The sequence below is a fragment of the Methanothermobacter thermautotrophicus str. Delta H genome (assembly GCF_000008645.1).
Classification (GTDB): Archaea; Methanobacteriota; Methanobacteria; order Methanobacteriales; family Methanothermobacteraceae; genus Methanothermobacter; species Methanothermobacter thermautotrophicus.
Genome location: NC_000916.1, coordinates 1,300,150 through 1,326,471, shown reverse-complemented (window position 1 = coordinate 1,326,471; position 26,322 = coordinate 1,300,150). Strand labels below are relative to the sequence as shown.

Annotated in this window: 26 protein-coding genes and 1 pseudogene; 10 read left to right on the top strand and 17 right to left on the bottom strand. The window is 50.2% G+C overall.

Translation table 11 applies throughout. The features are described from left to right. Positions 1–42 precede the first annotated feature (42 nt). The 6 genes from MTH_RS07000 to MTH_RS06975 form a co-directional block, all read right to left on the bottom strand. The gene (locus MTH_RS07000) at positions 43–873 is read right to left on the bottom strand and encodes a F420-dependent methylenetetrahydromethanopterin dehydrogenase (RefSeq protein ID WP_010877074.1); all 831 of its coding nucleotides are present in this window, start codon (positions 871–873) and stop codon (positions 43–45) included. A 168-nt stretch (positions 874–1,041) separates the two neighbouring features. After that, a complete protein-coding gene (locus tag MTH_RS06995) occupies positions 1,042–1,470 on the bottom strand; it encodes a C39 family peptidase (RefSeq protein WP_010877073.1) in 429 nt (142 codons plus the stop codon). 159 nt (positions 1,471–1,629) lie between these two features. Further along, positions 1,630–2,646: a hypothetical protein gene (locus MTH_RS06990; RefSeq protein ID WP_010877072.1), complete on the bottom strand. Its 1,017-nt coding sequence runs from the start codon at positions 2,644–2,646 to the stop codon at positions 1,630–1,632. Position 2,647: 1 nt separating this feature from the next. Continuing rightward, positions 2,648–3,727, bottom strand: a complete 1,080-nt coding sequence (locus tag MTH_RS06985) for an oligosaccharide repeat unit polymerase family protein (RefSeq protein ID WP_010877071.1) — start codon at positions 3,725–3,727, stop codon at positions 2,648–2,650. Positions 3,728–3,767: 40 nt separating this feature from the next. Then, a complete protein-coding gene (gene cfbB / locus MTH_RS06980; protein WP_010877070.1) occupies positions 3,768–5,111 on the bottom strand; it encodes a Ni-sirohydrochlorin a,c-diamide synthase in 1,344 nt (447 codons plus the stop codon). A gap of 132 nt (positions 5,112–5,243) precedes the next feature. After that, a complete protein-coding gene (locus tag MTH_RS06975; protein ID WP_010877069.1) occupies positions 5,244–5,636 on the bottom strand; it encodes a hypothetical protein in 393 nt (130 codons plus the stop codon). A 608-nt stretch (positions 5,637–6,244) separates the two neighbouring features. Here MTH_RS06975 and MTH_RS06970 point away from each other — a divergent pair. Next, complete coding sequence (locus tag MTH_RS06970; protein WP_048061302.1) at positions 6,245–7,357, top strand: radical SAM protein; 1,113 nt, start codon at positions 6,245–6,247, stop codon at positions 7,355–7,357. A gap of 26 nt (positions 7,358–7,383) precedes the next feature. Here the strand turns inward: MTH_RS06970 and MTH_RS06965 are convergent, their stop codons facing one another. The 4 genes and pseudogenes from MTH_RS06965 to MTH_RS06950 all read right to left on the bottom strand — a co-directional run bounded on the left by MTH_RS06965 (position 7,384) and on the right by MTH_RS06950 (position 11,281). Next, positions 7,384–7,677, bottom strand: a complete 294-nt coding sequence (locus MTH_RS06965; RefSeq protein ID WP_010877067.1) for a hypothetical protein — start codon at positions 7,675–7,677, stop codon at positions 7,384–7,386. Between the two features lies 1 nt (position 7,678). Beyond that, a pseudogene (locus tag MTH_RS06960) lies at positions 7,679–8,448 on the bottom strand (ParA family protein). An 85-nt stretch (positions 8,449–8,533) separates the two neighbouring features. Beyond that, on the bottom strand, positions 8,534–10,351 hold the full coding sequence (locus tag MTH_RS06955; RefSeq protein WP_010877065.1) for a threonine--tRNA ligase: 1,818 nt from the start codon (positions 10,349–10,351) through the stop codon (positions 8,534–8,536). Between the two features lie 192 nt (positions 10,352–10,543). Next, entirely contained in the window at positions 10,544–11,281 is a 738-nt protein-coding gene (locus MTH_RS06950) for a TrmB family transcriptional regulator (RefSeq protein WP_048061059.1), read from the bottom strand. 121 nt (positions 11,282–11,402) lie between these two features. Here MTH_RS06950 and hcp point away from each other — a divergent pair, with 121 nt between their 5' ends. Together hcp and MTH_RS06940 are read left to right on the top strand one after the other, a co-directional pair. Next, entirely contained in the window at positions 11,403–12,878 is a 1,476-nt protein-coding gene (hcp, locus tag MTH_RS06945) for a hydroxylamine reductase (RefSeq protein WP_083750458.1), read from the top strand. Positions 12,879–12,904: 26 nt separating this feature from the next. After that, positions 12,905–13,201, top strand: coding sequence for a cupin domain-containing protein (locus tag MTH_RS06940; protein WP_048061058.1), 297 nt, complete (start codon positions 12,905–12,907; stop codon positions 13,199–13,201). Positions 13,202–13,238: 37 nt separating this feature from the next. Here the strand turns inward: MTH_RS06940 and MTH_RS10080 are convergent, their stop codons facing one another. Both MTH_RS10080 and MTH_RS10075 read right to left on the bottom strand, forming a co-directional pair. Continuing rightward, on the bottom strand, positions 13,239–13,949 hold the full coding sequence (locus tag MTH_RS10080) for an MgtC/SapB family protein (protein WP_010877061.1): 711 nt from the start codon (positions 13,947–13,949) through the stop codon (positions 13,239–13,241). Positions 13,950–13,979: 30 nt separating this feature from the next. Beyond that, on the bottom strand, positions 13,980–14,444 hold the full coding sequence (locus tag MTH_RS10075; protein WP_238374189.1) for an MgtC/SapB family protein: 465 nt from the start codon (positions 14,442–14,444) through the stop codon (positions 13,980–13,982). A gap of 108 nt (positions 14,445–14,552) precedes the next feature. Between MTH_RS10075 and ilvD the strand changes: the two genes are divergently transcribed. The 3 genes from ilvD to argS are packed head-to-tail and all read left to right on the top strand — an operon-like array spanning position 14,553 to position 18,345. Next, positions 14,553–16,202 (top strand): dihydroxy-acid dehydratase, encoded by a 1,650-nt coding sequence (gene ilvD, locus MTH_RS06930; protein ID WP_048061057.1) that lies wholly within the window; start codon positions 14,553–14,555, stop codon positions 16,200–16,202. 8 nt (positions 16,203–16,210) lie between these two features. Beyond that, entirely contained in the window at positions 16,211–16,645 is a 435-nt protein-coding gene (locus MTH_RS06925) for a signal peptidase I (RefSeq protein ID WP_010877058.1), read from the top strand. Between the two features lie 17 nt (positions 16,646–16,662). After that, positions 16,663–18,345: an arginine--tRNA ligase gene (gene argS, locus MTH_RS06920; RefSeq protein ID WP_010877057.1), complete on the top strand. Its 1,683-nt coding sequence runs from the start codon at positions 16,663–16,665 to the stop codon at positions 18,343–18,345. Between the two features lie 243 nt (positions 18,346–18,588). Here argS and argF read toward each other — a convergent pair whose 3' ends face one another. Together argF and purD are read right to left on the bottom strand one after the other, a co-directional pair. Continuing rightward, the gene (gene argF / locus MTH_RS06915; protein ID WP_010877056.1) at positions 18,589–19,494 is read right to left on the bottom strand and encodes an ornithine carbamoyltransferase; all 906 of its coding nucleotides are present in this window, start codon (positions 19,492–19,494) and stop codon (positions 18,589–18,591) included. 13 nt (positions 19,495–19,507) lie between these two features. Then, on the bottom strand, positions 19,508–20,818 hold the full coding sequence (gene purD / locus MTH_RS06910) for a phosphoribosylamine--glycine ligase (protein ID WP_048061056.1): 1,311 nt from the start codon (positions 20,816–20,818) through the stop codon (positions 19,508–19,510). A 136-nt stretch (positions 20,819–20,954) separates the two neighbouring features. Here purD and MTH_RS06905 point away from each other — a divergent pair, with 136 nt between their 5' ends. The 4 genes from MTH_RS06905 (at position 20,955) to MTH_RS06890 (ending at position 25,280) form a co-directional block, all read left to right on the top strand. Then, a complete protein-coding gene (locus MTH_RS06905) occupies positions 20,955–22,679 on the top strand; it encodes an acetolactate synthase large subunit (RefSeq protein ID WP_048061055.1) in 1,725 nt (574 codons plus the stop codon). Between the two features lies 1 nt (position 22,680). After that, complete coding sequence (gene ilvN, locus MTH_RS06900; protein WP_048061054.1) at positions 22,681–23,178, top strand: acetolactate synthase small subunit; 498 nt, start codon at positions 22,681–22,683, stop codon at positions 23,176–23,178. A 90-nt stretch (positions 23,179–23,268) separates the two neighbouring features. Beyond that, positions 23,269–24,255 (top strand): ketol-acid reductoisomerase, encoded by a 987-nt coding sequence (gene ilvC, locus MTH_RS06895; RefSeq protein ID WP_048061053.1) that lies wholly within the window; start codon positions 23,269–23,271, stop codon positions 24,253–24,255. A 32-nt stretch (positions 24,256–24,287) separates the two neighbouring features. Further along, positions 24,288–25,280, top strand: a complete 993-nt coding sequence (locus MTH_RS06890) for a methanogenesis marker 12 protein (protein ID WP_048061052.1) — start codon at positions 24,288–24,290, stop codon at positions 25,278–25,280. Positions 25,281–25,314: 34 nt separating this feature from the next. Here the strand turns inward: MTH_RS06890 and MTH_RS06885 are convergent, their stop codons facing one another. The 3 genes from MTH_RS06885 to MTH_RS06875 form a co-directional block, all read right to left on the bottom strand. Further along, positions 25,315–25,518 carry an LSM domain-containing protein gene (locus MTH_RS06885; RefSeq protein WP_010877050.1) on the bottom strand — a complete coding sequence of 68 codons (204 nt, stop codon included), beginning with the start codon at positions 25,516–25,518 and terminating at the stop codon, positions 25,315–25,317. 173 nt (positions 25,519–25,691) lie between these two features. Continuing rightward, positions 25,692–26,009, bottom strand: a complete 318-nt coding sequence (locus MTH_RS06880; RefSeq protein WP_010877049.1) for a hypothetical protein — start codon at positions 26,007–26,009, stop codon at positions 25,692–25,694. Next, the gene (locus tag MTH_RS06875; RefSeq protein ID WP_048061051.1) at positions 26,006–26,290 is read right to left on the bottom strand and encodes a winged helix-turn-helix domain-containing protein; all 285 of its coding nucleotides are present in this window, start codon (positions 26,288–26,290) and stop codon (positions 26,006–26,008) included. Before MTH_RS06875 ends, MTH_RS06880 begins: the two co-directional genes overlap by 4 nt. Positions 26,291–26,322: the final 32 nt, after the last annotated feature.

The following is a 26,322-nucleotide window of genomic DNA, read 5'->3' as shown; positions in this document are numbered from 1 at the left end:
AAATTATATTAAAGGGAGAAAAAAAGTAAAACCAGAACTGATCTATTCTGGTTTGGCCAGAAGATCAGTTTTGCTTAATGTTTCGCCCTCTTTACCGTGTGGTGTCCTGAGGACGGTGTCGTTGGCCTTTTCAATCTCCCTTGCTTCTACTGCAAGTTTGGCTGCTGCGGCCAGCATTTCATGTGCTGATGCAACTATTGGTATGTACTTGTCTGGATCCTGCACCATGAAGCAGCCCTTAACGTCTATATCTGCAACCTTGGTGGCTATCTCATATGCTGCCATGGCCTTGGCCTTTGCATATGGGTTCTCATATCCTGCTGCCTCAACAGCCACGTCGGTATCTATAACAACCTGTGGAAGTTCAGGAGCCTTTCCAGCCTCAACATCGGCAATCATGGCATCAATTGTGTTCTGAACGACCCTGTATGCACCTGTGAACGCCAGAACCTTTATAACGTCGGAGTTGAAGGATGCCATCTCTGTTGGGTCCAGGAACTCCCTCCTGGCACCTATCATTGGGTCCGCCTTAACTATGATGTAACCGAGTCCCTGTTCCTCTATTTCATCCTTTACCCTCAGACCTGGAGCGTCACCAATTATCATGGCAGGGACGTCAGCCTCTGATAGGAGTTCCCTTGCCTTTGCAGGGCCCGGTGCACCGGGGTTTGGACTTATAAATATAACAAAGTCCCTGTCCATTTCAAGCATGGTGGGTACTGCCCTCTCAATTTCATCAGGGTTCATCTTTGCACCAGAACCAACCACACAGACATCTATGTTTGGCCTGTCGGCCCTCTCATCTAGTAACAGGTCAAGTACCGGTGAGGTCCCGATGTTACCGCATCTTATTATCCCAATTTTTACAACCATTAGATCACCAGAATCTTATTATTTTGCACCTTATTAAGTATTTTATGATTTAAAGATTATGATTAAGCTTTTATATCAGTAGTATATTTTTCACGGTTGCTGGGATGCGGATGGTTAAAATTCAAATTATAAATAATATTTTAATCATTTAATTTAATATTGAATTTATTAATCACAGGGTCTTTCAACAACAAGGACATTGCCCGTGAAGATCCTTGAAAATATCTCCCTCTTAACTGTGATCCTCCCAAGTGCAGGGTCTGCAAGTGTGACATTTCTCTCATCCATGGACATGATGACTGTGTAGTGACATGTGTCTCCATACTTAACAAAGACTATGTGGTTTTTTCTAAGATCATTGAGTTCCATTTTAACTCCCCTTGCTCTCAGGCCCTTTGAAGTTGCTGCAACGATCAGTCCATACATTGTGGTACCTGATTCGTCTGTACCTGCAAGTTCTGCAAGTTCTGCCTCGGTACAGTTCACTCCAAGGTTTCTGAGGACCGTTGCAAGCGCTGCCGGTCCACAGCTGTAGCTCCTGCTCTGCATGACTATAACCTCATCACCCAGAGATGTGCTCATAACAAAAACCTCCATTTTAATACTGATGTTAATAATTAATTATTAAATGTTATTAATAAATGTTGGTGATCTGTGGAATATGGAAGAACCTCAGGGATCTCCAGAGAAACAATCAGCTGAGAATATGAGAAGAGGACTACCAGAAAGAAGAGGTGCGCAGACAGCCAGAACAACCTACCTGAAATGTTTGCGGGCATCCCAGATTCGTTTCATGGACTTAAAACCACCTCTGGGACCGGCAAATTCATTAAAATCTTCTACAAGTTCTGAAAGCTTGCTTAAAGCAGCTTCAGCGTTTCTGACAATGTCTGATGCTGCTGGTGGTCTGACATCATCCACCACATCCCTCAGATCACCAGCATCAGCAACCGGTATCCCCACCTCACCGGCGAGGTCAACACTGGCATGCCTCCCGTGGAAGCCCTTAATCTTGATGGAGGGGACACCCAGTACCGCCGCCTCGATTGTGATGCCCATTCCGGCACCGTATACCATGAGGTCAGCGGCGCTCATGAGGGAGGGAAGGTCAACGAAGCCCTCAAGTACCTCCACGTTGCCAGATTTTACAAAGCTCCTGACATAATCCGGGCTGAAACGGAACGGGACAACCAGGACTCTCCTGTCAAGTGCTTCAACCCCTGAGATCACCTCCGGTATGTCCCTTCTCCTCAGGTCCCCGCCAAGTACAAGGAGGGTGTAGTCCCTTATCCCCGGGTCTACGATCTGGAGGCGGCTCACATAGAGGGCGTGGGGGTATCCTCCGATGACCTCAACATTCTCAAGGAGGTACTGGTCCTCAAGGTAATCCCTGTAGCGTCCTGAAGGTGCCGTTACAATGTCTGCGAAGGCTATCATCTCGATGGGGTTGTAGATATCCTGTTCAACGTGGAGGACACCGATACCCCTGAGACGTGAAGCTGCTATGGCCTTCCTGACATCGCCGGCATTTCCACATGTGAGGACCATGTCAGGCTCTATCACCCCGAGGTGCCTCCAGGTCCTCATGATGTCCCTCAGGACAAGTGCTCCAACCTCAACCGCCCTCCCTGACCGGCTCCTGCCTGCACCCATGGAATAGAATCGTGAACAGAGGCCATCAAGGATCTCCCTAACACCATCGCCATGACAGAGGCAGTGATAATCATGTTCAGTGTCTTCCATCAGGGGGTGGAATGTCTTCGCAGGGGCCATTTCAGCTGCAACTGCCAGCCTCAGAGTAACACCTCCAGAGAACGTATATTGCTGATATGAATCCTATAAGGTAGAATACCCAGACCACAAGGTCCGTGGGTCCCGTTTCAACCCATACAATTGTCTGGGCCAGTATGATGGAGTATATACCCGTGAAAAAGCCGTCGAGAACTCCCTGAATTCGGTGCATGAGCCCCAGAAGCAGGCCCAGTATAAACATCTGGAAAAGCATTGCATGTAATCCGAAATCGAGGAGGGATGGTCCAAAAATCGTGGATGTTGTGGAGTGGCTGTAACCCAGTACAACCTCCCCAACGATTGCCCTGGGGTCGGTGGAGTGGATGTACCCTGTCAGGGTGTAATAGAGAAGTTTGCCGCCTGTTGCACCTTGCAGGGATATTATCCTGTCAAAGACTGTGAGGGTGTAGCCTGCCCTGTAGAGGAGAAGTTCCACCGGGTTAAGGGTCCAGGTCTGCCACTCAATGGATTTAACTGCAACGTAGCCAACAAGAAGAGCTGCAACTGCAAGCGCAGAGATTAAAACTCCCAGTTCCCTCCAGGAGGGCCTGGCTGAATAGTAGAGGGTTATGGTGCCGCTGAGGAGTATGACCACCACAGTTGTCCTGTAACCTGTGAGGGCGAAGAGAATGGCCCCCATGATGAGGGGGATGTAGTATTTCCTCCGTGGATACGCTGCCAGGAGTATGTTGATGGATGGGAGGAATAACAGGTATGAGATGAACCATAACTTTGTGACAGCCCTTGCCTTGAGGTATCCGCTTAGGAGTGGGATTCCCCCCAGAAGATACAGGTTAATTGCCTGGATGAGAATTCCGGCAATCACTAAAGCCACGAGGAATGGTTCGGAACCTTCATGGGTCCTTATCTTCCCTATCCTGAACCCTGATGATAGGTAAACACCTCCAATGAGGGCGACCGTTCCGGTGGCAATGTATATGATGGAAAGGGCTGAAGGTGGTTCAAGTCCCCTCAGGCCGAGTCCGGTTCCGGTCAGTGCCAGGGAAAGGTAGATTATAATGACAGCCACCACTGAGTATGGTGAAAACACATCAAACCTCATTTATGGCCCCCCCTTCTGGATCAGCAGAAATCCCTCCATGCTAAAACTCCCAGGCATTCCTTGTGAAATTTGCAGCAAACTGTGGGCAGGATGCGGCATGTATGTGGATGTAGCTTGCAAGGGATGAGCCTGATGTGATACCATCAAGGGAATCCACTATCCCCCTCCCCCGGAGGACCCTGAAGGCGAATTTTCCGCCTGAAGCCCCCAGGACCCTTGAGTAGTGGAACTCATGTCCCCTGAATTTATCACCGGCCTCTGTGATCAGGTTATCCATCACTGCCTCGGCTATCACGTAACTCAATCCCTGGACGCGTCCTGTCATTTCAGCGGGGTGTGGGAAAACACCGCACATTTCACGTTCATCGATTGAACTCATGAGGTACATGAGGCCACCGCATTCCCCGAAGATAGGTCTCCCATCTGCATGGAACCTCTGGATGGACTTCCTCATTGAGGTGTTGGATTCAAGTTCCGCTGCAAAGATCTCGGGGTATCCCCCACCGATGTAGACGGCGTCAACATCTGGAAGCTCCTCGTCGTGTATGGGGCTGAAGGGAACCACAGATGCTGCGTTGTCCTCAAGGGCCTCAATGTTCTCCTGGTAGTAGAAGTTAAAGGCCTCGTCGATGGCAACACCTATCCTAACCCTCTTTCTGTTTCCCCTCTGCCAGAGAGGTTGCCTTTCACCCCTTATCTTCCCTGCGGAGGACATTATATCCTGAAGGGCCTCCAGGTCAATGTACTCCTCCATTGCAAGGCCCCACTTCTCGATTTGGGCTGCTATGGTATCCCTCTCAACTGCAGGGACAAGGCCGAGGTGTCTCTGTTCAACCTCGAGTTCACTGCTGCGGGGTATGCCCCCAATAACCGCTGTGCCGGTCAGTTCCTCCACGGCCCTTCTGGTCTTGAGGTAGTGCCTCCTGTTCTTGACCTGGTTCAGTATGACGCCCTCTATTTTAACCTCCCTGTCGAGGCTTCTGAATCCTAGGACCATTGCTGCAGCGCTCTTAACAAGGCTCCTTGAGTTTATTATAAGGACAACCGGAGCATCGAGTGCCTTTGCAACTGATGCCGTACTTCCTGTATCTCCTATCGGGCTTATACCCTCATATAATCCCCTTACACCCTCTATTATGCCCATCCTGGATCCTGATAATTTCATGGCCCTTGTGAATGCCTCCCTTATCTGGGCCTCTGTCATGAAGAATGAGTCAATGTTCCTTGAGGTGTTGCCGGTGGCCATGGTATGATAGGATGGGTCTATGTAGTCTGGGCCAACCTTGAAGGGCTGCACGCCTCTACCTGAGAGCGCCTTCATTATCCCTGTTGCTATTGTGGTCTTACCAACCGCACTCCCTGTCCCTGCAAGTACAACTCTCATGTATGATGGTCAGCGCTCAATTTATTTAAATTATTTGTAACAAACAGAGAAAAATGACCGGAGCTGATGGAATGCATCAGCCCCGTAAGATACCCTGCGGCCGACAGAAGATGATGGAGTTTAGAGACTGCATCAGCACCTGATAAGGTACCTTGCCCTTGCTGTGTGGGACTTTCCATGTACAAGACAGAAATCCGCGTCACAGTGACTGCATACCCACATACCCTCTGGACAGGTGGGACCCTTCTCATACCTCAGTGTACCGTCCCTGCCACAGAAGGGGCAGTGGTTCCTGAAGGCAGCCCTGTGTTCAGCGTAGTCTGTGTGGAGTGAGCATGAACATCTACCCACCGATTCAACGTACTGTGAAGTTACCCTGTGGTAAGATGCTCCCACATCACGGGATATGCGTCTGTAGGCCCTGACGTGTTTCCTCTTGTAGACCTTCTTCCTGTAGTAGGCCTTTGTATGAACCCTCTTTTTCTTGTAGGTGTGCTTTGCTGCAGCAACCTTAACCGGCTTCACGGTTACAAAGTTCTTCCATCCTCCGCATCATGGGAAGCAGCCACACCTGCTGCTACCATGGGAAGGAGGAACAGGGATGTAATAAAAAATCGCTTAATTGTACCGCCTCCAATCCAGAAATACGTTTATCGTTCCCTCTGGATGGTAGGAATATAACTGCGAAGCCATATATAAATATTTTGCCTCCAAATCAAAAAATAAGGCATCATAAAACTCTTTTTTTCAATTAAAACCTTTTAATCCTTTTTCAAATATGCTGATAATGGATGTGTCATTTTTATTTCCCCTTTAAACCTCTTTGACAATCTAAATCGTCTTTTTCGAAAAATAAGTCATTTTAAGCTCCTTTCTGGTTGCGATGGTCCAATGGATTATACTGAAAGAGGCTGCAAAATCCATCTGGATCATTTAGAGGTCTGATTCGAATTTCGTGCCTGATTCGGTGGTTTAAATTGTGAAATAGCCGTTAAAATGTTCATATATCCAACTGTCATTAAAACTCATTTAATGGTTAATTTCTGGTCATCTGGCAGTCCAATCTAATGGTAAAATCTGGCAGTCCATGTACTGGTAAAATAATTAATAGAAGCCTCCACATATATACCTCCATGAGTCTCGGTGAAAGGGTCCAGGTACTAAGTGACAGCGCCCAGTTTGACCTGTGTGATTACAGTGCTGACCCATCACAGCGAAATACAGCTGTCCCTGGCATCTACTACACCAGTTACAGGGGCTGCAGGGTCCCCCTCTTCAAGGTGCTCCTCACCAACAGGTGCTGCAATGACTGCAGGTACTGTATAAACAGCTCATGCGAGATGCCGGTGGAGCTCAGCCCTGAGGAAATTGCCAGGGTATTCCTTGACTACTATGAGAGGAGATATGTTGATGGTCTCTTCCTAAGTTCCGGTGTCAGCCACGACCCGGATGAAACCATGGAGCGTCTCATAGAAACCCTCAGGATCCTCCGTCTGGAAGGCTATGGTGGTTACATACACCTCAAGATCATACCGGGATCCTCCATGGATAGCATAAAGAGGGCCATGGAGCTTGCAAGCCGTGTGAGCATCAACATCGAGACAGCCACCCCCGATGGCCTGGATGAGCTTTCATCAACCAAGGATTACGGTGTTGATATACTCCGGAGAATGAGGTGGATACACAGGTTACGGAAGAGGCACCCCGAACTTGCACCCTCAGGTCAGAGCACACAGCTCATGGTTGGGGCCGTTGATGAAACAGATGAGGATATAGTGAAAAGAGTCGGGTGGATCCATGACCGTTTCTCAATTAAAAGGGTTTACTTCAGCGGCTTCCAGCCCATGGAGGGCACTCCCCTCGAATCCAGGGATGAAGCTGATCCTATGAGGGTTCTTAGGCTTTATCAGGCAGATTCCCTCCTCAGTTCCTATGGTTTCAGTCCAGATGAACTCAGGTTCAGTGGGGGCTACCTTGACACGGACCTTGACCCGAAATATGCTGCTGCAATGGATATGGATATCTTTCCTGTTGACCTTGAGAGCGCACCCTACCATGAAATCATAAGGGTCCCCGGGATCGGTCCCAAGTCTGCCAGGAGAATAATTGAGATGCGCAGCAGGACACGCCTCACACCTGAAAGGCTCAGAAAGATGGGTGTGAGGATGAATAGGGCAGAACCATTCATATACCTTGATGGCTTCCAGTCCACACTGGCTGAATGGGGTAAAGATAGAAGGGAGTGAAGCAGCCATGGGCGATCCACGGGCGCCTAAAGTTCAGAAAACAGCTCCCATATATCAGGGTACTTATTCCTCACCGCCTGCTCTATAAGGGCAGATGCCTCCCTGCTTATGCTGAATTCTGGCTGCGTCTTTTTAAGGTACCTTAAAACAGCTGCTGATCTTGCAGACCAAAGGGTAACCCGGGGATTCTTCTTAACTTCCCGTATGACCTCCTGGATGCGTGCATCATCATCCTTTCCGGTATCTTTTTCAGGTTCCTTCCTTGTCCTTGACTGGATCAGTGCATCCAGTCCCATTCCAAGGCCCTTCTTCTGTGTCATCCTATCCCTCCATTTCAAGTATTTCAGCTGCAAGTTTCATGTAGGCCTCTGTACCTGTACTTTCGGGGTCATAGGTTATGCAGGGCTTACCGTGGCTGGGGGCCTCTGCAAGGCGAACGTTCCTGGGTATCCTTGTCCTGAAGATGTTCTCCCTTTCACCGAAAAACTTCTCAACCTCCCTCTGTACGTCCCTTGCAAGTCGTGTCCTTGAATCGTAGAGGGTCAGCAGTATCCCCTTTATCGGACAGGGACTCTGGAGTCGTTCTTCCACCAGGTTCATTGTCTTCAGGAGGTCTGCCATGCCCTCAAGGGCATAGTACTCTGCCTGTATGGGTATTATGACACTGTCAGAGGCCACGAGGGCGTTGAGTGTGAGTATGCCCAGGGATGGTGGGGCGTCTATGAATATGTAGTCAAAGTCATTCCTCACATCCCCCAGTGACTCCTGGAGGATGGCATGGTATCCTATCTCACTGCTGAGCTCTATCTCGGCACCGCTGAGGGATATGTTACTGGGTGCTATGTAGAGGTCCTGGAGCTCTGCAGGCATTATCACAGAGGACAGTGCTGCCTTTCGGCTCAGGACCGTGTATATTGTTGACTCCAGTTCTGACTTGTTTATCCCGAACCCAGTGGTTGCATTGCCCTGGGGGTCCATGTCGATTACAAGAACCCTCCTGTCAAGGAGGAAAGTGCTGCTGATAGATTAACGGCTGTTGTTGTCTTTCCACAGCCACCCTTCTGGTTTATGATTGAAATTACCTCTCCCATCTCATCACCTGCTGGATCTAAGTTATAATTTATAACTTATAAAGTATATGTGATAAGTTATAAGTTATCAGATTAAAAAAAATTATTAGAAGTTTATCCTCTCGGATAGTTTAACCGGTAGCGGCAGTCTTCTGAAGGGCATGCCCTCTGTTTCAGCCCTTATACGTTCTATGAGTTCATCCAGGCCCATCTGAAGCTTTTCACCTGTTTCCCTCACATTGACCGTGAGTTTGCCCTCCATTTCACTGTCACCTATAACAACAACGTAGGGGACCCAGTCCTGGGCCGCATTCCTTATCTTCTTTCCGAGGGTCTCTGATCGGTCATCCAGGTCAGCCCTTACGTCAGCTGCGATAAGTTCTGATACCAGGTCACTGGCATATTCCATGTGGCGCTCTGCAATTGGAAGCACACGTACCTGGGTGGGTGAGAGCCACAAGGGCAGCATAGGTGGTTTTTCATCCATTTCAATGGCCGTCTTCTCAAGAAGGCTGCATATGACCCTCTCAATGCTGCCTGTTGGACTGCAGTGGAGGATTATTGGGTTTACCTCCTCCTCATCACTGTTAACATAGGTTATCCCGAACCTCTCACCGCTTTCAACGTCAATCTGAACTGTTGGATTCTCTATCGGTCTTCCAAGGTAGTCTATGGCTGCGAAGTCCATCTTGGCAATCCAGTAGTGCTTCCTTGAGGGGAGTATCTCCAGGAGCACTGGTTTTCCGATTTTATCCGCTACTTCATGTACCCATTCCCTGTACTCCTCATAGAAGTCAGCCGTGGCCCTGAATATGACCTCATAGTTCACCTGGAGGTCCTGGCCGGTCCTCATGCACATCTCGACCTGCCTGGCGAATTCCTCAAGGGACTGATCAAGGTCAGCACATACCGTGTGGAGATCCGGCATTGTAAAGCCCCTGAGCCTCTTAAGACCAACCACCTCGCCCTTCTTTTCAAGCCGGAAGCTGTAGGTCGAGAGTTCATATATGGATGCAGGCAGGTTCTTCCACGTCAGGAAGGAGTCTGAAAGGATCCTGAAGGCTCCGAAACAGCAGGCGTATCTCAGCATGAGTTCCTTCCTGTTCTTCATCCTGTACTGTCTTTCACCGAACTTCTCTGCATGTACCCTGATTGCCTCGTCCTCGAGGTCATACATTATGGGTGTCTCAACTGGCATTGCCCCCTCACTGGTGACAAGCATGTAGACGTAGTCTGCAAGAAGGTCCCTTATCAGCCTTCCCCTGGGGTACCACCGGAGGTGTCCAACGTCTGCTGATGGCTCATAGTCTGCAAGTCCCTTCTCCCTCATGAGTCTAACGTGTGGTGGTTCTTCACCAGAGGATTCAAGTTCGCCAAGCTCATATTTCACCAGGTTCTCAAGATCCCTGTTTTTGAACTCGAAGTCTCCGGGTTTAACCGTCTCTCCCCTGTGGAGTATGAACCACTCGGATTCCTCGCTCTCCTCCTCCACCTTTGGGGGCTGTGGCCTTATGCTCCTTGATAGCTCTGATAGTGGGTGACCCTTGCAGGATATCTTGAAGGCCTTATACCACCCGAAAGGAACCCTTGAGACATCAACACCCTCGCTGCGGAGGGCTGATTCCATTCCCTCAAGGACCTCCACCGCTGTTTTGGGGGAGCTGAGCGAGGAGCTGAGGTGTGCGTAAGGGTATATCACGACGTTCTCTGCCTTAACGTCATTGAAAACCTTTATTATTTCATTAACCGCGTTTTCAATTACTGATTCAGGGTTATCCTCATCTTCAGCCTCCACTGCTGTGAAAACCACCAGGGACTCCCTGAAATCTCCCTGCATCTTATCTTCAGGGATTTCCTCTGCTATCCCTGTTTTATTCTTTGTCTCGTATTTCAAGTAATCAGAGTGAATTAACAGTATCCTCATGCCATCACCTTGGTAAGAATAACTAATGTTATTGTTTTTAAGGTGAGGGTTTTTAAATATTGCTCCGGTGGATCTTTAAACCCCTAGTAATGTTCAGATGATGACCCTTAAGGGATCTCCTGAACCTCTTCAATGAGGTACATTCTGTGCTGATTGAAATGGAAATGTCCTGTCTCTGCGATTGAAAGGATCTTAAGGTGACCTCCCGGCACCCCCCTTCCATACCGTGTCGAATATCCTGGCATAGTTCTCTGCGATCTCAGGGTACTGGTTCCATATCCCGATGGCGGTTTCAGGGATGGGTGCACCATCGGGTGTGAAGCGTGAGAATATCCACATCATCTCCTGTGAATCCCGGACAAGCATCCTGACAGGGGGTATTCTCCTCACCTCAACCTCACCGGGTACATCAATTACATCCCTGGCCATGATCCTCACCTCAACTCCACGATCGGTTATTCTATCAAGGGCCGGGCGGAGTGCCTTTATTTCATCCCTGAATATGAAGCCCATCCTCATCTTGAGTTCCTTCCTTGAACGGGATATTATCTCCAGTTCCTTCTTCACAATCTTCTCCTGTCCATGGATGAGCCATACAGGTGTCGGTACCCTGGCAACCCTGTCCTCATAGATTTCGGTAAGCCTGGACATGGCCTCATCAAGTTTTTTGATGATCCTACCCTTCTCCCTCCTGAACACCTCTGAGGGTGGCACCACATGGTACCTCATGGGTTTACCCCTCTCAACCTCCACGAAGCCCCTGTCTGAGAGCTGCCTCAGGACCTCATAGACCCTTGATCTTGGAATGCCCGAGACCTCGGCAACCTCCACTGCCCTGGCAGATACCAGCGTGACCATTGCAGTGTAGGCTGAGGCCTGATAATCTGTCAGACCCATGATCTTCAGGGCTTCATTAACACCTCTATCCATAAACACACCTCACTCGTTATATCCCTGGAGTCCCCTCCCCATCTATCTGTTACATTTTATACTGAAATAGTGACAAAAATTATATATAATTTACTGCCAGTTTTTAATATGGTGATTGAAAATGAAGTACCGCTGCAAGGTATGTGACTACATATATGATCCGGAGGTGGGTGACCCCCGCTCAGGTATAGAACCCGGGACACCCTTTGAGGAACTTCCGGATGACTGGCTCTGCCCTGTGTGCAACGTGGGCAAGGACCAGTTTGAACCCCTCCGGGGTGAAATAAAACGGGTGCGACCCGAGGATATAGACATGTTCTGTTATCAGTGCTCCCAGACCGTCCGTGGAAGGGCCTGCACAATCAGGGGAGTCTGTGGAAAGGAACCAACAGTTGCCAGACTCCAGGACAACCTTCTATTCGCAATAAAGGGAATTTCAGCCTATCTCTACCATGCCAGGGAACTCGGATACACTGATGAGGAGGTGGACGCCTTCCTTGAGAGGGGATTCTATTCAACCCTCACAAACGTTAACTTCGATGCCGGGGAATTCATAGACCTTGCCCTTGAAGCAGGTGAGATGAACATCAGGACCATGAAGCTCCTGAAGAAGGCCCACATTGACACCTACGGGGAACCCGAGCCCACCGAGGTTAGGGTGGGGGCCCTTGAAGGTCCCGCCATAATCGCAACCGGCCACAGCCTCAGGGCCCTCGAGGAGCTTCTGAAGCAGACCGAGGGTACCGGCATAAACGTCTACACCCATTCAGAGCTCCTGCCAGCCCATGGCTACCCTGGACTCAGGAAGTACCCCCATCTTGCCGGCCAGCTCGGAGGCCCATGGTTCGACCAGAAGGACACCTTCTCACGCTACACTGCTGCCATACTTGGAACATCTAACTGTGTCCTGCTTCCCCGCGATGATTACAGGGATCGCATGTTCACCTGTGGTGTTGCAGCCCTGCCCGGAGTTGAACACCTGGAGGGCTATGACTTCAGTCCCCTCATAGATAAGGCCCTTGAACTACCCCCACTCAGTGAAGAGGATGCCACGACCCTCACAACAGGATTCGGGTTATCAACCATACTTTCACTGGCAGATAAGATCAGGGAGCTGGTTGAGGATGGTAAGATAAGGAGATTCTTCCTTGTGGGTGGCTGTGACTCCCCCCTCCCCAGGGCAAAATACTACACCGAATTCGTGAGAAAACTGCCAGAGGACACCGTTGTCCTTACACTGGCCTGTGGAAAGTACCGGTTCAACTCCATGGACCTGGGTGACATCGAGGGGGTTCCCAGGCTCATAGACCTCGGGCAGTGCAACGATGCCATAGTGGCAGTTGAACTCGTTGAGGCCCTCAGCAACCTCTTCCAGATGGATATAAATGAGCTGCCACTCAGCATAATCCTCAGCTGGATGGAACAGAAGGCAGCCGCCATACTCTGGAGCCTCCTATCACTGGACCTCAAGGGCATGTACATCGGTCCAATCCTGCCTGGCTGGGCCAACGAGGACATAGTGAAGTTCCTGGTTGATAACTATGACCTCACACCAATAGGTGACCCTGAAGAGGATATCAGGAAGATACTGGGGTGATTTAACTGGATCTCACAGGAAAGGTGATGAAGATCAGCAACCTCATCGATTACCAGGACGACTCGGTGGTCAGCAGGGAGATAATCCGCAAAGAGACAGGTACAGTTACCCTCTTTGCCTTTGACAGGGGTCAGGGCCTCAGTGAACACACCGCCCCCTTCGATGCCATGGTACAGGTCATTGATGGTGAGGCCGAAGTCACCATAAGCGGAGAGAAGCACCGCCTGGTTGCAGGTGAGATGATAATCATGCCTGCAGAAAAGCCCCACGCCGTGATGGCGGTGAAACCCTTCAAGATGCTCCTCACCATGATAAGGTCCTGATCCAGGTCAATAAAACAGCAACAACCAGTCTCCTGATCTATGTTAAGAGAACAGCCAGCAACCCGGCTGTTATGATTGCAACGAAAAGGGTCCCCACCCTTTTCCCGAATTTTTTTGTTCCAAGAACAAGGGCTATTCCCCCCTTTATCAGGGTGTTTGAGACCCCCGCCAGTGTTATGGCGGCTGCAGCAGTTGATTGTGAGATGGAGCCCCCTGCTGCAAGGATTGACATGCTCACAGTTATTGCATCAACATCAGCAACACCTGAGATCACACTGGCCACAAGTACACCACCACGGCCAAGATAGACGCTGGCAGCCTTTGATATGAAGAGTATTGCAAGGAATAGGGCCCCGAATATTAGGGCTGGTTTGACAGAGAAGGGATTTTCAATCTTGATGTCTGAATCGATCCCTGATGATGACCTCATGAACATGGCTGCAAGCATAACACCCAGAACACCCATTGCAAGCATGGGAGGGGCCACATAACCCACAAGTGAGGAGTTAACAACTGAGACCTCCAGCAGTATCCTGAAGAACATCATGGAACTTGAAATGACCGCCGCGAATACCGCTGGTCCCATAAGGTCCTCCGAATCCCTCACCCTCCCTGCCATTGCAGTTACAACTGCAGTACTTGAAACCAGGCCCCCTATGATCCCTGTAGCCCCAAGGCCCCTTTCGGGTCCGGCTATTTTCATGGCTATGTATCCAGCATAACTTATTGCAGATATGAAAACCACCATGAGCCAGACCTGGTAGGGATTGAAGACACCCTAGGGGCCAGTTGCGGTGTCAGGAAGGAGGGGGAGGATTACGAAGGCTATTATCAGGAACTTTATGGTGTCTATCATCTCCCTCTCACTTATCCTCCTCACTGCAACGTGTATGTACCTCTTCAGGGCCAGAATGGCCGTTACTATGATTGAGAGCATCACCGCCAGCCGGTAGTCATATGCAACACACATTGCCCCCAGGAGAAATGTGACAAGGGCAGCCACCTCCCCGGTTACCCCGATATCACCGCCCTCCCTGGTGCTTGCTGTGTAACTTACGACTATGAGGAGGATGATCCCAAGGAATGCCACAGGGAACGCCAGAAAAAACTTTCCTGAAAGATAGGCTGACAGTGCCCCTACAAGTGATATGAGCATGAAGGTCCTTATACCTGCAAATTCTGTCCTCTTGATCCGCCGCTCCCTCTCAATACCCACCAGCGCACCTATTGCAAGAGCTATCAAAAACTTAATTACCGGGAAGTCCATGTTATAATATATGGCAGTAACTTTAATATTAATTATCCCCCAATATTTAATAATAATCGGGTTGATGATAATAATGGTGATTCCATGAAGAGTGATACAATAAAGAGGGGAATCCAGAGGGCGCCCCACCGATCCCTCCTGAGGGCCTGCGGCCTGACAGATGATGACTTCGAGAAACCATTCATAGGTATAGCCAACAGTTACACTGACATAGTTCCCGGCCACATCCACCTGAGGGAACTTGCAGAGGCTGTTAAGGAGGGTGTGAATGCTGCGGGGGGTGTCGCATTTGAATTCAACACCATGGCGATATGTGATGGAATAGCCATGAACCACGACGGGATGAAGTACTCCCTGGCATCAAGGGAGATAGTTGCAGACACCGTGGAGAGCATGGCGATGGCCCATGCCCTTGACGGGCTGGTGCTGCTTCCAACCTGTGACAAGATAGTCCCGGGGATGCTCATGGCAGCGGCCAGACTTGACATACCGGCCATAGTCGTGACCGGCGGGCCAATGCTCCCTGGAGAATTTAAGGGAAGAAAGGTGGACCTCATAAACGTTTATGAGGGTGTTGGAACAGTCAGCGCAGGTGAGATGTCAGAGGATGAACTGGAAGAACTCGAAAGATGCGCCTGCCCGGGGCCAAGATCCTGTGCGGGTCTATTCACAGCCAACACCATGGCATGCCTGACGGAGGCCCTGGGCATGAGCCTCCCTGGCTGTGCAACCGCCCACGCCGTAAGCTCACGTAAGAGGCAGATTGCAAGGCTCTCAGGTAAGAGGATAGTTGAAATGGTGCAGGAAAATCTGAAGCCAACCATGATAATGAGCCAGGAGGCCTTTGAGAATGCGGTTATGGTTGACCTCGCCCTGGGGGGTTCAACAAACACCACACTCCACATCCCGGCCATCGCAGCTGAAATCGATGGACTCAACATCAACCTGGACCTCTTTGATGAGCTGAGCAGGGTAATACCCCACATAGCATCAATCTCCCCGGCAGGTGAACACATGATGCTGGACCTTGACCGGGCAGGCGGGATACCCGCCGTCTTAAAAACCCTGGAGGACCATATAAACAGGGAATGTGTAACATGCACAGGCAGAACAGTCCAGGAGAACATTGAGAATGTGAAGGTAGGACACAGGGACGTCATAAGGCCCCTTGACAGTCCAGTCCACAGTGAGGGCGGTCTTGCAATACTCAGGGGTAACCTGGCGCCCCGGGGATCGGTCGTGAAACAGGGAGCCGTTGCAGAGGACATGATGGTTCATGAGGGTCCTGCGAAGGTCTTTAACAGTGAAGATGAATGCATGGAGGCCATATTCGGTGGCAGGATAGATGAGGGTGATGTGATCGTCATACGCTACGAGGGGCCCAAGGGAGGACCCGGCATGAGGGAGATGCTCAACCCGACATCTGCGATTGCAGGCATGGGCCTTGAAAGGGTCGCCCTTATAACCGATGGAAGGTTCTCAGGTGGTACAAGGGGACCCTGCGTTGGCCATGTATCGCCTGAAGCCATGGAGGACGGTCCCCTTGCCGCGGTGAATGATGGGGACATCATCAGAATAGATATACCCTCAAGAAAACTTGAGGTTGACCTTAGTCCCCGGGAAATTGAGGAGAGACTCCAGAGTGCAGTTAAACCCCGCCGCAGTGTTAAGGGATGGCTTGCACGTTACCGTAAACTGGCAGGATCCGCAGATACAGGTGCAGTACTCAGATAGGTGTCCATATGAACGACAGACGCGAAGTAATTGAGGCAGCCGCGTACCTACTTCTACTTGTGCTGGCAGTGGTTGCCTCCCAGCACATGAACGTGGTTGTATCAGGGAGCATGGAACCCGTCTTCTACCGTGGAGACATCGTCATAATCGAGAAGACCAGCTTCTTCGGGGTCCAGGAGATGGACCCTGAAAGCATCAGAAAGGGTGACATAATCATCTATGACGCCACCTGGTTCCCTGAACCCGTGATACACCGGGTCATAGGCGTTGAGACTGACAGAAACGGGGCCAGATATTACATCACAAAGGGTGATAACAACCAGGACCCGGACCCGGCCCCTGTCTATCCATCACAGGTTGAGGCGAGGGTGCTGACGGTGGGTTCACAGCCCCTCATGATACCTAGGGTTGGATACATAACACTCTGGCTTAAGGGACTCTGAATAAGGCAGGTGAAGAGATGTTCAGGTACATTGAAAAAGAGGCTAGGGATTCAATAACAGCGGCACTTGAAAAGCTCGGTATAAAGGTACCCCCTGAAATAAAACTGGAGGAACCACCAAACCCCCAGCTCGGGGACCTTGCATCCACAGTATCCTTCGAACTTGCAGGTAAACTCAGAAGGGCCCCCATTGAAATAACGGCGGATATAATGTCTGTGATAGAAACCCCTGAAATATTTGAGACCATTGAATCCAAGGGGCCCTACATCAACTTTTTCGTCGATTACGGCAGATTCTCCAGCAGACTACTGGAGTCCATCCAGGATGACTACGGTTCACATCCCCCCAGGGATGAGAGGGTGATCCTGGAACACACCTCGGCCAACCCCAACGGTCCCCTTCACATAGGCCATATAAGGAACGCCATCATAGGGGATTCCCTTGCAAGGATACTGAGGATGGCTGGCTACGACGTCGAAACCCAGTACTATGTTAATGACATGGGTAGACAGATCGCCATGATAGTCTGGGGCCTGCTGAACCTTGATGGAGACCTTGAGGACTACCCCGGGGATAAGATGGACCACAGGGTAGGTAAACTCTACTTCGAGGTCAACCAGAGGCTAAAGGAAAATCCAGGGATCAGGGACGAGGTGGATGAACTAATAAGGAAGTATGAGGCAGGGGAGAACGAGGAGCTATTCAGGAAGGTTGTTGAGTACTGCCTCAGCGGGATGGAGGAGACCATGAAAAGGCTCCACGTTCACCACGACCGCTTCGTATGGGAGGGCCAGTTCGTAAGGGATGGTACCGTTGACAGGGTGATAGAATCCCTCAGAAAAACCGGTTACACCGGCGAGAACGACGTCCTATACCTCGACCTTGAGGAATTCGGCCTTGAGAAGGAACTGGTGCTCACACGGTCAGATGGAACCTCCCTCTACTCAACCAGGGACATAGCCTACCACCTCCAGAAGTCAGAGGAGGGGGATGTTATCATCGATGTCCTTGGATCGGACCATAAACTTGCAGCCGAGCAGGTGGGGATTGCAGTGGAACTCCTGGGAGGTAAAAGACCCGAGGTCATATTCTATGAGTTCATAACACTCCCTGAGGGTTCAATGTCCACCAGGAGGGGTGTGTTCATATCCGTGGATGAGCTTATGGATGAAGCCCACAGCAGGGCCCTTCATGAGGTTAAAAAGCGGCGGGATCTTCCCGATGATGTTGCAGATGATATTGCAGAGTCCATCGGCAACGGTGCCATAAGGTACTACATAGCAAGGCTCTCACCCGAGAAGCACATCGTATTCCGGTGGGATGATGCCCTCAGCTTTGAGCGTGGCTGTGCATCCATCCAGTACGCCCATGCAAGGGCATGTAAACTCCTTGAGAAGGCGTCATTCACTGGTGAGGAGGATATTGAAGATGGATGGAAGCCCGAAGGTGATGAGAGAGAACTTGTCCGTCTTCTTGCACGTTTCCCTGTGGTGGTTGAAGAATCTGCACTTGCAAGGAGGGTTCACCCTGTGGCACAGTATGCCCAGGACCTTGCAAATACCTTCAACAGTTTCTACAGGTCCACGCCTGTTATAGGATCTGATTTTGAGGGTGCACGCCTTAGACTTGTTGATTCTGTTAGAAAAACCCTCAGAAACGCCCTCAATCTCCTGGGAATTCATGCCCCGGAGACCATGTAGGATCACTTCGGATCCTTCATTAAAATTTTTTTTGAGTGGCCTGGAGTCTTTGGACTGGATCACGATCATTAAGGTTTTTCTATTAATTAATTGACGGATGAAAAATTTCTTTAAACATGCATCAGTGGCATTCTGGGGTAAGAATATGATCCTGCCATACACCCTGCGTCACGATTCTGGTGTCCTGAATGAATATGATAAGGTTTTAATGAGCTTTAAGCCCATAAACCTGCTGAGTGGAACTCATATATCCCCCATGAGCCAGTGCATTATGGCCTTCTGGGCATGGAGCCTGTTTTCTGCCTGATCCCAGACAACCGAATGGGGACCGTCAATAACCTCGGCTGTTGTCTCCTGGCCCCTCACAGCCGGCAGGCAGTGCATGAATATGGCTTCGGGAGCTGCAAGTTCCATGAGCTCCATATTCACCTGGTATGGTCTGAAGACCTCTAAACGGTCCTCAGCCTCGTCTTCATATCCCATGCTCACCCAGACATCGGTGTAAACCACGTCGGCCCCCCTGACAGCCTCGGAGGGATCATGAATTACCCTTATCCGTGAACCTGTCTCATCTGCTATTTTCCCTGCCATCTCCCTGATGCCGGGGTCAGGTTCATAGCCGGGGGGGCAGGCAACATCCATGTCCATCCCCAGGGTGGCTGTTATGAGGAGGAGAGAGTGGCAGACATTGTTACCATCACCCACAAAAACCAGCCTTCCATCGAATCCCCCCAGCTTCTCCCTGATGGTCTGCATATCGGCCAGGGCCTGGCATGGATGTTCCAGGTCTGTCAGACCATTGATGACCGGGACAGATGCCTCGCCTGCAAGTTCAACCACGTCGGAGTGACTTATGGCCCTTATCATTATTCCATCAACGTATCTGCTGAGGGTCCTTGCTGTATCCGCTATTGGTTCGCCCCTTCCAAGCTGAAGGTCCGATGCAGAGAGGTAGAGGGGCTGAGCCCCCATCTGGAATGCCCCAACCTCAAAGGATACCCTGGTCCTTGTTGATGACTTCTCAAAGATCATGGCAAGTGTTTTACCCCTGAGGATCTTTTCCCTGATCTTCCCCTCCTTGTAGTCATCTGCGAGGTCAAGGAGGTCCACCACGTTATCCATGTCACATACAGATAGAAGGTGCTTCATCTGCCCAACTCCCTCAGGACCGCAGGTCCTCCATATGTTTAATCCTCTTCTCAACGAGTTCCCTGGTACCTATATCCCTCCTGTGGTAGAGCCTTCCCTTCACATGGGCCGTTGCTTCCTCACAGAGCTCCTCTGCAGAGTATATGTCATCTGCAGGGGCCACGAGTGCAAGTGCACGGGATGATGATGTGTATATGTGATCATCCTCCTGGTTCACAGCCGCATAATAGGTTATGACGCCCATATCCTCTATCTTCTTCTCGTCAACCTTTATCTCGGCGCCGGCAACACCTGATTCAGGGTAGCCCTCAGGTACCAGATACTTGCAGACCGTTGCAAGGTTCATGAAACTTGCTGATTTAAGGTTTCCATCCACTATACCCTCACATATTTCCAGCATGCTGGATTCAAGTAATGGGAGCACGTTCATTGCCTCAGGGTCACCGAATCGTGCATTGTACTCTATGAGTTTCGGACCATCTGCAGAGAGCATGAACTGACCATAAAGTATGCCCCTGTAGGGCCCTGTCTCCTTCCTTATGGCATCAACCGTCCTCTGCATTATTTCCACGGCGTCTTCATAGTCCTTCTGTGTCAGGAATGGAAGAAGCCCGTCTGAGTCAGAATATGATCCCATCCCTCCTGTTATGGGGCCCTGGTCGCCCTCATAGGCGTGGGGGTGGTCCTGGACTGCTGGCATTGGCACTATGTGTTCACCGTCGGAGAAGGCCTGTACAGTGAATTCCTCTCCAACAACCCGCTCCTCTATCACCACACTGGGATGACCGCCTATCCTTTTCTCAATGACCTCTGTTGCGTATTTGAGGGCCTCCATGTTATCCCTGAGGTGTTCTCCAACTATCTTGACGCCCTTTCCTCCTGTGAGGCCGACTGGCTTTACAACTGCCTCACTGTCAAAGTCTTCCATGAATTCACGTAGCTCCTCAGGGTCACTGAAGACCCGGTAGGTTATTGACCCCGGTATTCTGTAATCCTCAAAGAGTTTGCGCATGAATGATTTATCTGTTTCGATGCGGGCTGCATCCCTGGTGGGTCCCACCGAGGGTATACCTGCCTCCTCAAGGGCGTCCACCAGTCCAGCCTCAAGGTGGGCCTCCGGCCCTATGAATGCCATGTCAACTCCCTTCTCTGATGCGAACCTGACCACCTTCGGTGTCAACTTCAGGAGCAACAGTGAATTCCCTGCGAGCCTTGATATACCCGGGTTTCTGTTACCCATCACAGAGTATATGGTTGCTTCATCTGCCAGTGCACTGCATATGGCATGTTCCCTTGCTCCTGTTCCCACAACAAGTATTTTCATCGGATAATCCTCCTGGAAATTGATAAGGTTAAATCTCCCTATTGTTTTATATAATCTTAGCACTTATTTGAAAGTATATATTTTATAGGAAATATGTCATTAATAATAATGACAGATTCCGTTCAAGGTGTTTCCAATGAAAGGTGGCCAGGCAATAATCAGATCACTTCTGGATCAGGGAGCAGACACCGTATTCGGATACCCCGGTGGACAGTTACTGCCACTCTATGATATGCTCTATGATTCTGAACTTAAACACATCCTCGTAAGACATGAACAGTGCGCAGCACACGCTGCAGACGGATATGCAAGGGCCTCAGGAAGGGTGGGGGTCTGCATAGCTACCTCCGGTCCCGGGGCAACAAACCTTGTAACAGGCATTGCAACGGCCTACATGGACTCAGCCCCCATCGTGGCCATTGCAGGTCAGGTCCCAACACACCTCATTGGAAATGATGCATTCCAGGAGGTGGACATGATAGGGATAACCATGCCCATCACCAAGCACAGTTTCCAGCCATCAGACGCCAGCGAGATACCTGCAATTGTCAGGGCAAGCTTCCACATAGCAAAGACAGGACGGCCAGGACCGGTTGTTATAGACCTCCCCAAGGATATACAGGAACAGGAGATCATGGAGGAGGTTGATGACCTGGAGCTCCCAGGGTACAGGCCCAATGTAAAGGGCCACCCCCTCCAGATAAAGAGGGCCGCTGAACTCATAAGGAGGTCAGAAAAACCCGTCATACTTGCTGGTGGAGGAGTTATAATATCAGGGGCGTCCAGGGAGATAAAGGAATTATCAGATCTCATAAAGGCCCCGGTGACAACAACACTCCTTGGTAAGGGTTCCTTTCCTGAGGACCACCCTTCAGCCATGGGTATGCTCGGCATGCACGGCCGCAAGGTGGCGAACCTGACAGTGGACGAATGCGACTGCCTCATAGCCGTTGGATGCAGATTCTCAGACCGTACAACAGGGAACGTTGCAGAATTCGCCCCCAACGCCAGGATAATACACGTCGACATCGACCCCGCTGAGATAGGTAAGAACGTTGGGGTTGATGTCCCCATCGTTGGAGATGCAAGAAACGTCCTCAGGGAACTCATAGCAAAACTCAAAAAATATGAAAAGAGGGACAGCCAATGGCTTGAAAGCGTCCAGAAATTCCGTGCCGATTGCATGCCAAGGATGAGCTATGATGAGGTGCCCCTGAAGCCCCAGCAGGTTATAAAGGAGATAAGCCAGGTCCTTGATGACGAGACGGTCGTTACAACGGATGTGGGACAGAACCAGATGTGGATGGCCCACTTCTACACATCCCGTGCCCCCAGAAAGTTCATATCATCAGGAGGCCTTGGAACAATGGGCTTCGGTTTTCCAGCCGCCATAGGTGCCAAGGTGGCACTGCCTGATAGTGACGTTGTTGCAGTGTGCGGTGACGGCGGATTCCTCATGGTCTGCCAGGACCTTGCAACCATAAGGGAATACGACATCCCGGTGGTGATATGTATCATGGACAACAGGCACCTTGGAATGGTGGCGCAGTGGCAGCGCCTCTTCTATGATGAGAGAATGTCCCATACACACCTGGGCGAAGTTCCGGACTTTGTGAAGCTGGCTGAATCATTTGGAGTGGAGGCTGAGAGGATAGAGGAACCCGGTGAAACCTCTGAAGCCCTTTCAAGGGCAATAAGGTCTGGTGAACCTGCCCTCCTTGATATAGTGATAGATCCTGATGAGATACTCCCCATGGTCCCCCCCGGCTGTGGTCTCACCGAGATAGTGGGGGAGTACCGGGTTGAAAGGGAGGACCCCCAGGAAATTAAATACTCCCCAGGGAAGGCGGATGGTGATTGAGATGGAACCCGATACCCATATCATAAGCGCCCTCGTGGAGCACAAACCAGGAGTGCTCCAGCGAGTTGCAGGACTCTTCACAAGACGTGGATTCAACATTGAAAACATAACGGTCGGGGAATCAGAAACCCCAGGCATTGCCAGGATGACAATAATCGCCAGGGGCGACGACAGGGTGCTTGAGCAGATAACAAAGCAGCTGAACAAGCTCATAGACGTCATAAAGGTCAGGGACCTTGAACCCGCGGCAACTGTTAAGAGGGAGCTCTGCATGGTCAAGGTCCACGCCCCATCAGAGAGTGAAAGGTCAGAGATAATACAGTACACCAACATATTCAGGGGGAGGATAGTGGATGTGAGTCCCGATGCCCTGACAGTTGAGGTTACAGGGGACTCTGAAAAGATAGACGCCTTCCTGGAGCTTCTGAGGAACTTTGGAATAAAGGAACTCGCAAGGACAGGGCCAACTGCAATGTCCCGTGGAAGCAGGACAATGTGATGCTCAATGCGGAAAAATTCCGGATCAGACCGGGACTCCCATAAATTTTATTTTAAATGAGCTGTTAATTAGAACTTGAGGAGGTTTTTTATGAAGATATACTATGAAAATGACATTGACATGGAGATACTGGCAGATAAAAAGATAGCGGTTATAGGTTACGGGAGCCAGGGCGAAGCCCAGGCCAGGAACATGGCTGACAGCGGACTCAACGTGATAGTTGGACTCAGAAGGGGTGGTAGCTCCTGGAAGAAGGCCCATGATGATGGCATGAATGTCATGACCATCGAGGACGCCTCAAGGGAGGCCGACATCATACACATACTCATACCCGATGAGATACAGGAAACCGTTTTCGAACAGTCAATAAGGCCCTACCTCAAGGAGGGTAACACCATATCCTTCTCACATGGATACAACATACACTACGGCTACATAAAGGCACCCGAAGGAGTCAACGTTACAATGGTGGCCCCGAAGGGTCCGGGTGCCATGGTAAGGAGGACCTACCTTGAGGGCTTCGGCATACCCGGCCTTGTGGCTGTTGAGGTTGATGCAACAGGCGATGCAATGGAGCAGGCACTTGCAATGGCAAAGGCATGTGGACTTGCCAGGGCAGGGGTCCTTGAGACGACCTTCAGGGAGGAAACAGAGACAGACCTGTTCGGTGAGCAGGCTGTGCTCTGTGGTGGTGTCACAGAACTCATAAACACGGCATTCAAAACCCTTGTGAGGGCCGGTTACCAGCCAGAGATAGCCTACTTTGAAACCTGCCATGAACTCAAACTCATAGTGGACCTCATCTATGAGAGGGGATTCAGGGGGATGTGGCACAATGTGAGTAACACCGCAGAGTTCGGCGGCCTTACAAGGAGAGGAAGGATCATAACAGAGGAGACTGAGAAGGAAATGGATGAGATCCTCAAGGAGATCCAGAACGGTAAATTCGCCAAGGAGTGGGCCCTTGAGAACAGGGCGGGTGCCCCCATGCTCAAGAGGATGAGGAAGCTGGAGAGTGAACTGGAGATAGAGGAAGTCGGGTCAAAGCTGAGGAAACTCTGCGGACTCGAGAAGTAAACCCCCCTTAACTTCTTTTTCAGGTGGTTGGTTTGGTATTCGTGGGTATGGACCATGGGACCACGGGTGTCTCCTTCACCATCCTCGGTGATGATGCTGAACACTTCAAGATAGGGAGGGAGGACCTATCAACAGGTAGAGCCTCCGCCCTTGATGAACTCAAAGATAGGGTTCCCCTCAACGAGATAGACCTCATGGCAATAACCTATGCCATGGGTGACGCCATAAGCACCATAAAGCCCATTGAGAGGGTGAAAAACAGGGGTATAATCTCCATTGGAGGGGCAGGTAAGGTCACAGGCGGTGGAACAGCAGTATACAGTGAAATCGAATCATCGGGGATACCCACCCTCCTCATACCTGGCCTCCACCGGAACACGCCCTGCCTTGATGAGAGGTTCAGGGCAGCCTACTCCCACCATGCGAGCCCCGAGAAGGTGAGCATCTGCTACAACGCATACCTTGAGACCGGCTGGGAGAATATGATCGTATCAGACATAAGTTCAAATACCGTCACGATGCTGATACAGGATGGCAGGATAGTCGGTGCCATGGATGCATGTGTAGGTGCCATGGGAGTTATACACGGACCCCTTGACCTTGAAATGCTCAGGAAAATAGACGATGGTGAGAAAACAGCGAATGAATGTTTTTCACATGCAGGAGCAGTTAAGATAGCGGGTATCGACACAAAGGTCTCAAGGGCCAGGGAGGAACTCCTTGAGATGTACCGTGCAGGTCGGGATGAGGCTAGGCTTGCCCTCGATACCATGATGATGACCATTGCCATGGAGATATGGGGACTTGCAGGTATCTCCAGTGGAATCGATGGAATCGTCCTCACGGGATCTGTTGGTGCCATGAGGGAACCCTATGACTTCCATGGAAAGCTGAAGGATATGGTGAAGGAAATCGCAGATGTAAGGTGTACGGATTCCCACCTCAGGCTCCATGGGAAGTGCCAGATAGCAAGAGACATATATAATGGTAAAAGGGAGATCCTTGGAATAGAGGTGGAGGTTTAGCTACCGGTCCTCCACCGATAAAATCAGTGCCCACTTATTCCATGGCTATGAAGGCTATCTTGGTGCCCTTAATAAACTGAAGGCCCTCTTCTGTCTGTAGAACCGTGTTAAGGTAGTTGTCGATTGATATGAGTTTTCCCCTTGTTTCTTCATTGTTCTTCAGGGTGAGTAGAACGTTCTTATTTTTAAATTTCAGAAACTGTTTGTTAACCCTGAATTCCTTGTCACTGCCCTTCATTATTAATCCCCTTAACTGATTTAGTAATCCTATAATGATTCACATATATATAGTTCACAGCCTTAAATTTCCAGCACGGACCACACACCTGTAATGATTCACATACACTTCACAGGCTTACTCCCTCAGCGCAGACCACTGCCCAGCTACGGTAAGGCGGCCGCAGACACAGACTATTCCCATGCTATCCTCAGGAGTACTGTTAAAGCTGCAAACTGGCATATATTAACACTCAGAACAGGAAATCCGATTCCATGACCCCTGAATCCTTCCCTGGTTACCATGAAGATTATGAATATTGTGTTCTGCAATATCAGAAGGACTGTGAAGGCCACCAGTCCCAGTGTGAAGCTGGACTTTATCTTCCTGTAGCTTGAAAGATAAATTCCGAGAAGGATCAGGAGAAGGAAAACATTCAAAAGCCCCACTATTATGGCCAGGAACGTGAAGTTCTGGTCCTGGATGAAATCATGGGCACCCCTTCCCCTCATTCGCACACCTCGATTCTGCTCCATATCTCCTCAAAGAGGGGGTAATTATCCTCCATTACATCTGAAAGAAAGTACATTTTACCATACCTCTCCCCTGAGGATACTATGATCTTATTCTTCTCAAGGACCCTCAGATGATGCTGAACTGTCTTGTAGTCAAGTCCCAGTGCCTCGGCCAGCTGGTTGTTATTGTATGGTCTCTCATGCAGCATCCGGATTATCCTCCCACGGTTGTGACCTCCCCTTGTACCTGCAAGAAGCCACCATAACAACCTCTTCATAGGGACCACATTCAAAGTTCTGGATGGAGTTA

Coding starts and splice junctions, on each gene's coding strand:
- MTH_RS07000 (WP_010877074.1), bottom strand. CDS start 873: ATGGTTGTAAAAATTGGGATAATAAGATGCGGTAACATCGGGACCTCA.
- MTH_RS06995 (WP_010877073.1), bottom strand. CDS start 1,470: ATGGAGGTTTTTGTTATGAGCACATCTCTGGGTGATGAGGTTATAGTC.
- MTH_RS06990 (WP_010877072.1), bottom strand. CDS start 2,646: ATGGCCCCTGCGAAGACATTCCACCCCCTGATGGAAGACACTGAACAT.
- MTH_RS06985 (WP_010877071.1), bottom strand. CDS start 3,727: ATGAGGTTTGATGTGTTTTCACCATACTCAGTGGTGGCTGTCATTATA.
- cfbB (WP_010877070.1), bottom strand. CDS start 5,111: ATGAGAGTTGTACTTGCAGGGACAGGGAGTGCGGTTGGTAAGACCACA.
- MTH_RS06970 (WP_048061302.1), top strand. CDS start 6,245: ATGAGTCTCGGTGAAAGGGTCCAGGTACTAAGTGACAGCGCCCAGTTT.
- MTH_RS06965 (WP_010877067.1), bottom strand. CDS start 7,677: ATGACACAGAAGAAGGGCCTTGGAATGGGACTGGATGCACTGATCCAG.
- MTH_RS06955 (WP_010877065.1), bottom strand. CDS start 10,351: ATGAGGATACTGTTAATTCACTCTGATTACTTGAAATACGAGACAAAG.
- MTH_RS06950 (WP_048061059.1), bottom strand. CDS start 11,281: ATGGATAGAGGTGTTAATGAAGCCCTGAAGATCATGGGTCTGACAGAT.
- hcp (WP_083750458.1), top strand. CDS start 11,403: ATGAAGTACCGCTGCAAGGTATGTGACTACATATATGATCCGGAGGTG.
- MTH_RS06940 (WP_048061058.1), top strand. CDS start 12,905: ATGAAGATCAGCAACCTCATCGATTACCAGGACGACTCGGTGGTCAGC.
- MTH_RS10080 (WP_010877061.1), bottom strand. CDS start 13,949: ATGGTGGTTTTCATATCTGCAATAAGTTATGCTGGATACATAGCCATG.
- ilvD (WP_048061057.1), top strand. CDS start 14,553: ATGAAGAGTGATACAATAAAGAGGGGAATCCAGAGGGCGCCCCACCGA.
- MTH_RS06925 (WP_010877058.1), top strand. CDS start 16,211: ATGAACGACAGACGCGAAGTAATTGAGGCAGCCGCGTACCTACTTCTA.
- argS (WP_010877057.1), top strand. CDS start 16,663: ATGTTCAGGTACATTGAAAAAGAGGCTAGGGATTCAATAACAGCGGCA.
- argF (WP_010877056.1), bottom strand. CDS start 19,494: ATGAAGCACCTTCTATCTGTATGTGACATGGATAACGTGGTGGACCTC.
- purD (WP_048061056.1), bottom strand. CDS start 20,818: ATGAAAATACTTGTTGTGGGAACAGGAGCAAGGGAACATGCCATATGC.
- MTH_RS06905 (WP_048061055.1), top strand. CDS start 20,955: ATGAAAGGTGGCCAGGCAATAATCAGATCACTTCTGGATCAGGGAGCA.
- ilvN (WP_048061054.1), top strand. CDS start 22,681: ATGGAACCCGATACCCATATCATAAGCGCCCTCGTGGAGCACAAACCA.
- ilvC (WP_048061053.1), top strand. CDS start 23,269: ATGAAGATATACTATGAAAATGACATTGACATGGAGATACTGGCAGAT.
- MTH_RS06885 (WP_010877050.1), bottom strand. CDS start 25,518: ATGAAGGGCAGTGACAAGGAATTCAGGGTTAACAAACAGTTTCTGAAA.
- MTH_RS06880 (WP_010877049.1), bottom strand. CDS start 26,009: ATGAGGGGAAGGGGTGCCCATGATTTCATCCAGGACCAGAACTTCACG.
- MTH_RS06875 (WP_048061051.1), bottom strand. CDS start 26,290: ATGAAGAGGTTGTTATGGTGGCTTCTTGCAGGTACAAGGGGAGGTCAC.